The sequence below is a fragment of the Klebsiella sp. 141153 genome (genome assembly GCF_032601995.1).
In the GTDB taxonomy this organism is placed as follows: Bacteria; Pseudomonadota; Gammaproteobacteria; order Enterobacterales; family Enterobacteriaceae; genus Klebsiella; species Klebsiella aerogenes.
The window spans coordinates 1-7,979 of the sequence record NZ_JAQIRJ010000021.1 but is presented as its reverse complement, the minus strand read 5'-3'; the positions used below and the strand labels follow the sequence as shown (position 1 = coordinate 7,979).

8 protein-coding genes are annotated in these 7,979 nt (G+C 58.0%); 4 read left to right on the top strand and 4 right to left on the bottom strand.

Translation table 11 applies throughout. The features are described 5' to 3' along the window. The 3 genes from PGS10_RS24835 to dalD form a co-directional block, all read right to left on the bottom strand. Positions 1-75, bottom strand: a 75-nt coding sequence (locus tag PGS10_RS24835; protein WP_227505394.1) for a hypothetical protein, incomplete at its 3' end; no start/stop codon positions are given. A 65-nt stretch (positions 76-140) separates the two neighbouring features. Further along, positions 141-1,604: a xylulokinase gene (gene xylB, locus PGS10_RS24830; RefSeq protein ID WP_315711211.1), complete on the bottom strand. Its 1,464-nt coding sequence runs from the start codon at positions 1,602-1,604 to the stop codon at positions 141-143. Then, a complete protein-coding gene (gene dalD, locus PGS10_RS24825) occupies positions 1,595-2,980 on the bottom strand; it encodes a D-arabinitol 4-dehydrogenase (protein WP_316423623.1) in 1,386 nt (461 codons plus the stop codon). The genes xylB and dalD overlap by 10 nt, the downstream gene beginning before the upstream one ends. Positions 2,981-3,176: 196 nt before the next feature. Between dalD and PGS10_RS24820 the strand changes: the two genes are divergently transcribed. Then, complete coding sequence (locus PGS10_RS24820) at positions 3,177-4,118, top strand: sugar-binding transcriptional regulator (RefSeq protein ID WP_045398229.1); 942 nt, start codon at positions 3,177-3,179, stop codon at positions 4,116-4,118. A gap of 12 nt (positions 4,119-4,130) precedes the next feature. Here the strand turns inward: PGS10_RS24820 and PGS10_RS24815 are convergent, their stop codons facing one another. Next, complete coding sequence (locus tag PGS10_RS24815) at positions 4,131-5,144, bottom strand: LacI family DNA-binding transcriptional regulator (protein WP_045398223.1); 1,014 nt, start codon at positions 5,142-5,144, stop codon at positions 4,131-4,133. A gap of 288 nt (positions 5,145-5,432) precedes the next feature. Here PGS10_RS24815 and PGS10_RS24810 point away from each other — a divergent pair, with 288 nt between their 5' ends. From PGS10_RS24810 to PGS10_RS24800, 3 genes are all read left to right on the top strand, one after another. After that, on the top strand, positions 5,433-6,182 hold the full coding sequence (locus PGS10_RS24810; RefSeq protein WP_045398225.1) for an SDR family oxidoreductase: 750 nt from the start codon (positions 5,433-5,435) through the stop codon (positions 6,180-6,182). Between the two features lie 32 nt (positions 6,183-6,214). After that, the gene (locus PGS10_RS24805) at positions 6,215-7,822 is read left to right on the top strand and encodes an FGGY-family carbohydrate kinase (RefSeq protein WP_316423622.1); all 1,608 of its coding nucleotides are present in this window, start codon (positions 6,215-6,217) and stop codon (positions 7,820-7,822) included. Between the two features lie 82 nt (positions 7,823-7,904). Beyond that, positions 7,905-7,979, top strand: a 75-nt coding sequence (locus tag PGS10_RS24800; protein ID WP_316423624.1) for a hypothetical protein, incomplete at its 3' end; no start/stop codon positions are given.

The window sequence follows — 7,979 nt, the reverse complement described above, 5'->3', positions numbered from 1 at the left end:
GAACACGGCGATGGCGACGTATCCCCAGATAAGATTCAGCGGCAGACCCATCCACTGTTTGTGATTAACGGACATGGTGACCTCGTTGTTGTAGGGTGCAGGAGAATCACTCCGGCAGTTTCGCCGGAGCGTCAGATGTCTTATTGCTGTCGAAAATGTCGGTCGTTGAGGTAAAGAGACTGGAAATGGGCGTAACGCGGCATCAGCGTCTGATGACGCTGCGGATCCGCCTGCCAGGTTTGCCAGATTTCCGGCTTATGACAAACGCTTGCCAACGGCTTGCCCGCCGCCAGACAGGCCAGCCGCGCCGCTCCCAGCGCGCCGCCGGTTTCCCCGCCTTTATGCGTTACCACCGGCATCGCCAGGATATCCGCCAGCAGTTGCGCCCAGAATGGACTGCGGGCGCCGCCGCCGACCAGGGAACACTGGTCGATACGGGTTCCGCTCTCCTGCAACGCGCGCAGGCCGTCAGCAATGCCGAAGCTCACCCCCTCCAGCACCGCATATCCCAGTTGAGCGCGCTGGCTGGCATGGGTCATTCCCCAGAACATACCGCGCGCCAGCGGATCGTTATGCGGGGTACGCTCGCCGGAAAGATAAGGCAGGAAGTATGGCGCATTGGCTTTTTCGTCTTCGCTTAACTGGGCTATCTCCTCCAGTAGCGCCACTTCGGTGGTGCCGGTCAGACGACAGAACCACTGCAGACAGCTGGCGGCGCTGAGCATCACGCTCATCTGGTGCCACAGGTTCGGCAGTACGTGACAGAAAGCATGCACCGCCGACTGTGGCGCCGGACGATAGCGGTCGGTGACGACAAACAGCACGCCGGAGGTCCCCAGCGAGATAAAAGCGTCTCCCGGCGACACCGCGCCAACGCCAATCGCGCTGACCGCATTATCGCCGCCGCCCCCCGCCACCAGCACCGAAGGATTAAGCCCCCAGCGTTCGGCAATGTCTGCCGCCAGCGTGGCGGAAACGTCGCATCCTTCAACCAGTTCCGGCATTTGTTGTCGCGTCAGGCCGCACTTTTGCAGCAGCGCGTCGGACCAGTCCCGTCGCGCAACATCCAGCCACAGGGTGCCGGCGGCATCCGACATATCGGAGACTTTTTTGCCGGTCATCTTGTAGCGCAGAAAATCCTTCGGCAGCAGTACGCAAGCGGTACGGGCAAAATGCTGCGGCTCGTGACGCCGCACCCACAGCAGTTTCGGCGCGGTAAATCCCGGCATCGCCAGATTACCGGCCACCTGATGCAGCTCCGGCGCCATCTCCTCAAGCTCGGCGCACTCCTGCGCGCAGCGGGTATCATTCCATAAAATCGCCGGGCGAATCACTTCGCCGCTGGCATCCAGTAGCACGGCGCCGTGCATCTGTCCGGAAAGGCCGATGGCTTTAATCGCCGACCAATGGCTCGCGCACTTCTCGCGCAGAGTGGCAATCAGATATTCCGTCGCTTCCCACCACGCCTGCGGCGATTGTTCAGACCATTGCGGATGCGGCCGTTGGATGGTCAGCGGCGCGCTATGGCTGGCGACGACCGCATTATTTTCATCCAGCACCAGCGCTTTAACTTCCGAAGTGCCGAGATCGATACCTAAATACATAGCGCCTCCTGCTGGGTCAGCGCGTAAACGGCGGCGATTTGCTCACGCAGCAGCGCGTGGAAATCCGCCGATTCCGCCAGCTCGCCAAACAGGGCTTTATCACCGGCGTACCGGGCGATCGGGTCAGGCGAATTAAACATGGCGTGTACCGCCGACTCATCAAGAATTCCGTCCTGGTACTGATACGGTAAAGCCCCTTTATGCCACTGCTGCATAAAGACAAAGAACAGCGCTGGCAACATAGCGGTAGCCTGCGGGCGCACGCCGCGCTGGTAGCACTCCTGCAGGGTTGGGGCGATCATCGCCGGGATTTTTGAGAATCCGTCTGCCGCCACCCGCTGGTTGGTGTCCTGGATATAGGGGTTGGTAAAACGCTTGAGTACCACGTCGCGATAGGTTGCCAGGTCGATACCGTTATCGCCCAGACACGGAATCACATCTTCACTGACGTAACGGTCGGCGATGGCGTAGATGGCATCGGTAAGCGTACTCTCGTGAATATATTGCTGGCCCAACAGGGTTCCCGCCCAGGCGATACAGCTATGTGACGCGTTAAGAATGCGAATCTTCGCCTCTTCATAGGGGATAACCGACGCCACCATCTCCACGCCCACCGTCTCAAGCGCCGGGCGCTCAGCGCGGAAATTATCTTCCACAACCCATTGAATAAAGGTTTCGCCCATCACCGGCGCTTTATCGTCGATGCCGGTTTGCGCTTTGATACGTGGCGCCAGATCGGCGGCCGGGCGCGGCGTGATACGATCGACCATCGTGTTTGGACAGGTCGCGTTCACCGCCAGCCAGTCAATAACCTGCTGTTTACCGGTCAGCTGCAGAAATTCCACCAGTCCATCATGGAAACGTTCGCCGTTGTGGCGCACGTTGTCGCAGTTAAGCAGCGTCAGCGGACCAGCATCGTCGGCGATGCGTTTTTCAAGGATCCGGGTGATGGTGCCATAAATGGTTTTGCAATCCCCCTGCAAATCGGCCTGCAGATCGGCGTTGCTGGTTTCCAGGCGATGTTGCGTATTGAGGTAATAGCCCCCTTCCGTCACCGTGAAAGCAATGACTTTGGTCTGCGGGTTCGCGCCTTCATCAATCAGCGGCTGCAGCCCCGCCTGCCACGGCAGTAATTTTTGAATTGAGGCGATCTCTTCGTATTCTCGCTCCCCTTCCGGGCTCACCGTCTCGAGGACATAGCGCCCTTCCTGCTCCGCCAGCGCCTGCACCACATGCTCGGCGTCATTACGAATATTTCCCGCCGCGATATGCCAGCGCGAATCGCCGGAAACCCGCAGTCGATGCAGATACCACGCCTGATGGGCGCGATGAAAAGACCCGAGACCAATGTGAAGCCATGTGAATTGCGTATTCATGTTCTGCTCTCCTTGAGGTGATGCGGCTCACTGTAGATGATCATTTGAATCAAATAAGAGCTACAGATCACAAAAGAATAATTACCCAATAAAATTACAAAAGACCAATTCAGAGCAAAAGCTTGCCTGTTTGGAAAACCGCAGCCAAAATACGGGTATCTGCGCTACTGCGCCCGCGTATTTAAGGCAGGATAACGTGAGTAAAGAAGACGACATCAGGCTGGATCAGAAGGTCCGCGCCGCATGGATGTACTACATTGCCGGTCAGAATCAGAGCGAAATCGCCAGCCACCTCGGCACCTCAAGGCCGGTGGTCCAGCGCCTGATCGCCGCGGCGAAGGAAGAAGGCATTGTGTCGATTGGTTTACATCATCCGGTGGCGAACTGCCTCGATTATGCGCAGTTGTTGCAGGAAAAGTATCAACTCATCGAGTGCAATATCGTGCCGACCTACAACGAGGAGAGCACGCTGGATAGCGTTTCCTTCGGTTGTTATCAGCTGATGGCCCGCTACCTGCAGAGCGATAACGCCAAAATAATCGGCATTGGTTCTGGATTAACGCTGAAAAAAACCATCCAGCGCATTGATTTCGATAGCCCCAACAGCCGCTGCGTGGCGCTGATTAGCGCAATGAACGATGAAGGGAAATGCAACTACTACGACGACGTGCCGTTGCTGCTGGCGCGGAAAATTCAGGCCAACTACTACCAGTGGCCCGCGCCGCGCTATGCGCAAACCCGTCAGGAACATGAGATGTGGTGCGGCAGCCGCCTGTTCAGCAACGTATCTGCCGCCGCACAGCAGGCGGACGTTATTTTCGTCGGTATCGGCCCATTGGGGACCCAAAGCCCGATCTTCAAAGACGGATTTATTAATAAGGCCCAACTGGATGAACTGACGGCGCGCGGCGGCATCGGCGAGATCCTCGGCCGCTTTATCGATGCCGACGGCGGCGTCGTCGACAGCGAAATTAATCGCCTGATCACCAGCTACGATATCCGCCAAAATCAGTGCCCGCGCATAGCCGTCGCCTGTGGCGAGAACAAGCGCCCGGCGATCCTCGCGGCGTTAAAAGGCGGCTGGATTAACGGCCTGGTGACCGATGAACATACCGCCCGCTGGCTGCTGACGCGCTAGCGCCAGCGGTTTTCACGCCAGATGCTCGCGGCTGCTAATCAGCAGCGGCGGGATCTCTACCCGCTGCTGGCTGGCCTCGCCAGCGTCGATGATATTGAATACCGCTTCCAGCATCGCCGGTACGTTCTGCTGCACCATGTCAATGTCGTGACCCAATAGATAAACAAACGGATCCCAGTCAAAACAGCCCATTGGTGGCTGTTCGGCGCCGGTCAGCCCTAGCTGGGCCAGCCATCGCACCACCCCTTCCAGCGAGATGGTCGAGTTAACGAAGAACCCCTGAAGATGTTCATCAGCGCTTTTGAAACGCGCCTGCATGCAGGCTTCTACTTTGCCTTTTGAATAGCCCGGAGAAAGAATATTTTCATCCGGCACGCTCATGCCCCGCGCCGCATGGGCATCGCGAAATCCGCGCAAACGCTCCAGGGTGTTGTGGTCGCTGCTGCGCCCGCCGACAAAAAACAGCGGCGCCAGTTTGCCGTGGCGATTGAGGCTGTTATCAAGAATTTTATCGGTCAACGCGCGGGCGCCCGCGTAGTTATCGGAGATCACCGACGGTGCGGTGGAACCCGGCAGGTCAAGGTTGACCGTCGGCACCCCCGCCTGCTGACATAGCTCGGTAATTTTATCCGGATTAGTCGCCCCGGTCGCCACCACCCAGTCCACCTGCCAGGAGAGCATCGCTTTCACCGCTTCGATTTCCAGCTCCGGTCGACGGCGAGTACAGGTAATAATCGGCAGCAGGCCGCGCTCACGCGCCATCTCTTCAAAGCCTTCCGCCACGGAACCAAAATAGCGGTTGTCGTATTTGGGGACAATCATCCCGATGACATGCGATTTTTTACTGCGCAACATGCTGGCCTGGCGATTAATCGCGTAGCCCTGTTCTTGCGCAATCCGCGTCACTTTTTCCGCAAGTTTGGCGCTGATACGGCGTTTTTTCCAGTTGCCATTGAGGATCGCGCTCACCGCGCTTGCCGAAACGCCGGATAATTCCGCCAGATCGTAGATAGTGATTTTTTTCATTTTCCCAACTTGCGTCACAAATTCATTTCGCTGTTAATTTCCCCACTTGCTCAATCGATGAAGCTGGCGCAACATTAGCTTCATCGATTGAGCAACCATGACGCTCGCTAGCGTATACACTCAACAATCGTTCAGACATCAGCAAATTGAAGTAAATGGTGCTGATATTCAATAGCTTAACTTAGTTACTCCTGCTCTGACAGGCCAGATTGTTGTAGCAGGTAACCGCTCTTCAAGCTCGTCGAGTCCCGCTTGATGAGCAAAACAGACAACATGAAGGATTATAAAATGAACCACTCTGTATCCTCTATGAATACTTCTCTTAGCGGCAAAGTCGCCGCGGTCACCGGCGCCGCTTCCGGCATTGGTCTTGAATGCGCGAAAACCCTGCTTGGCGCGGGCGCGAAGGTGGTTCTGATCGACCGTGAAGGCGAAAAGCTCAACAAGATTGTGGCAGAGCTTGGCGAAAACGCTTTTGCTTTACAGGTCGATCTGATGCAGGGCGATCAGGTGGATAAGATCATTGACGGCATCCTGCAACTTGCCGGACGTCTCGATATCTTCCACGCCAACGCCGGCGCTTACATCGGCGGCCCGGTCGCTGAGGGCGACCCGGACGTCTGGGATCGCGTGCTGCACCTCAATACTAACGCCGCCTTCCGCTGCGTGCGTAGCGTGCTGCCGCATATGATTGCGCAAAAATCCGGCGATATTATTTTCACCAGCTCCATCGCCGGCGTGGTGCCGGTTATCTGGGAACCTATCTATACCGCCTCAAAATTCGCCGTACAGGCATTTGTTCATACTACCCGCCGCCAGGTTTCCCAGCACGGCGTCCGCGTCGGCGCGGTACTGCCTGGCCCGGTGGTCACTGCCCTGCTCGATGACTGGCCGAAAGAGAAAATGGAAGAAGCGCTGGCCAACGGCAGCCTGATGCAGCCTATCGAAGTTGCCGAATCGGTGCTGTTTATGGTCACCCGTTCGAAAAACGTCACCGTGCGCGACCTGGTTATTCTGCCTAACAGCGTTGATTTATAACCCCCGGTATCGGTGACTAAAAGGACGATTTTATGAATGGCGAGACTCAAACCCTCATCGGCGTCGATGTCGGCTCCGGCAGCGTGCGCGCCGGGGTATTTAACCTCAGCGGCGAACTGCTGGCCCACGCCACCCGGGAGATCACCCTCTTCCGTAGCGCCGGCAGCGTGGTGGAACAATCCAGCCGCGAAATCTGGCAGGCGGTTTGCGACTGCATTAAACGCGCGGTCGTAAAGGCCGCCGTCTCTCCGCACTCGGTAGCCGGTATCGGCTTCGACGCCACCTGCTCGCTGGTGGTAATCGGGGAGAATGACGCGCCGCTGGCCGTCGGCCCCAGCGAAGAGGCGGACCGCAATATCATCGTCTGGATGGATCACCGAGCCACCGAACAGGCGGAACGCATCAATGCCACCCGCCATCCGGTGCTGCAATACGTCGGCGGGACTATCTCTCCGGAGATGGAAACGCCGAAGCTGCTATGGCTGAAAGAAAATCGCCCGCAGACTTATGCCCGTGCGCGTCACTTCTTCGACCTAGCCGACTACCTCACCTGGCGCGCGACCGGCGATCTGGCCCGCTCCGTCTGTACCGTCACCTGTAAATGGACCTATCTGGCCCATGAAAAACGCTGGGATGCCGACTACTTCCGCCAGATTGGCCTCGCAGAGCTGGCGGAAGAAGACTTCGCCCGTATCGGCCAGAGTATTGTCGATCCGGGAACGCCCTGTGGTGATGGGTTAACCGCGGCGGCGGCTGAAGAGATGGGTCTGCCTGTCGGTACGCCGGTGGCGGTCGGGATGATCGACGCACATGCCGGCGGCATTGGCACCGTTGGCGTACTCAACGGCGCGGTGAATAATATGGCCTACGTCTTCGGCACCTCCTCCTGCACCATGACCACCACCGAGAAGGCGGTGTTCGTTCCAGGGGTCTGGGGGCCTTACTATTCGGCGATGGTGCCGGGTTACTGGCTGAACGAAGGTGGACAAAGCGCCGCCGGCGCGGCTATCGACCAGTTACTGAGCTTCCATCCGGCGGCGGCCGAAGCGCGCGAACAGGCCAAAGCCGCCGCCGTTCCACTGCCGGTCTGGCTGGCGGATCGCGTGCTGGCGCAAGTTGCCTCGCCGTCGGAGGCGGTGAAGCTGGCAGATGGACTGCACGTCGTGCCGGAGTTTCTCGGCAACCGCGCGCCGCTTGCCGACCCCCACGCGAAAGCGCTGATTGCCGGGCTGGGGATGGAGCGGGATCTTGATAACCTGACCGCGCTGTATGTCGCCGGATTATGCGGGATTGGCTACGGCCTGCGGCAGATCCTCGATGCCCAACGCGCCTGTGGTATTGAGAGCGAAAATATCGTTATCAGCGGCGGCGCGGGGCAGCACCCGCTGGTACGCCAGCTATTGGCCGATGCCTGTGGCGTAACCGTGGTCAGCACCGCCAGCAGCGAACCAGTATTGCTGGGTTCCGCCATCCTCGGCGCCGTCGCGGGCAACGTCGCCGCCTCGCTACCGGACGCCATGAAGCGGTTCACCAGAGTGGATAAAACCTATCGTAGCGAAACGGCGTTTAGCTCGCTTCATCAACGCAGGTATGAGGCCTACAAAGCGCTACAACAGGCCGGTCGGCTAATCCGCGAATAACATACCTCTTTAATTTAATAACAATAATGCTCCGCTGTTGTGCAGCGGAGCCGCTCCTCTGCATCCTGAAATCGAGGTTAACATGTCCGTTAATAACAAACAGTGGTTCGGTCTGCCGCTGAACCTTATCTGGGGATACGTCGCCATCGCCGTGTTT

Bases quoted from the DNA above. Each gene is read 5' to 3' on its own strand.
- PGS10_RS24810 (WP_045398225.1), top strand. From the start codon at position 5,433: ATGAACCACTCTGTATCCTCTATGAATACTTCTCTTAGCGGCAAAGTC.
- PGS10_RS24815 (WP_045398223.1), bottom strand. From the start codon at position 5,144: ATGAAAAAAATCACTATCTACGATCTGGCGGAATTATCCGGCGTTTCG.
- dalD (WP_316423623.1), bottom strand. From the start codon at position 2,980: ATGAATACGCAATTCACATGGCTTCACATTGGTCTCGGGTCTTTTCAT.
- xylB (WP_315711211.1), bottom strand. From the start codon at position 1,604: ATGTATTTAGGTATCGATCTCGGCACTTCGGAAGTTAAAGCGCTGGTG.
- PGS10_RS24805 (WP_316423622.1), top strand. From the start codon at position 6,215: ATGAATGGCGAGACTCAAACCCTCATCGGCGTCGATGTCGGCTCCGGC.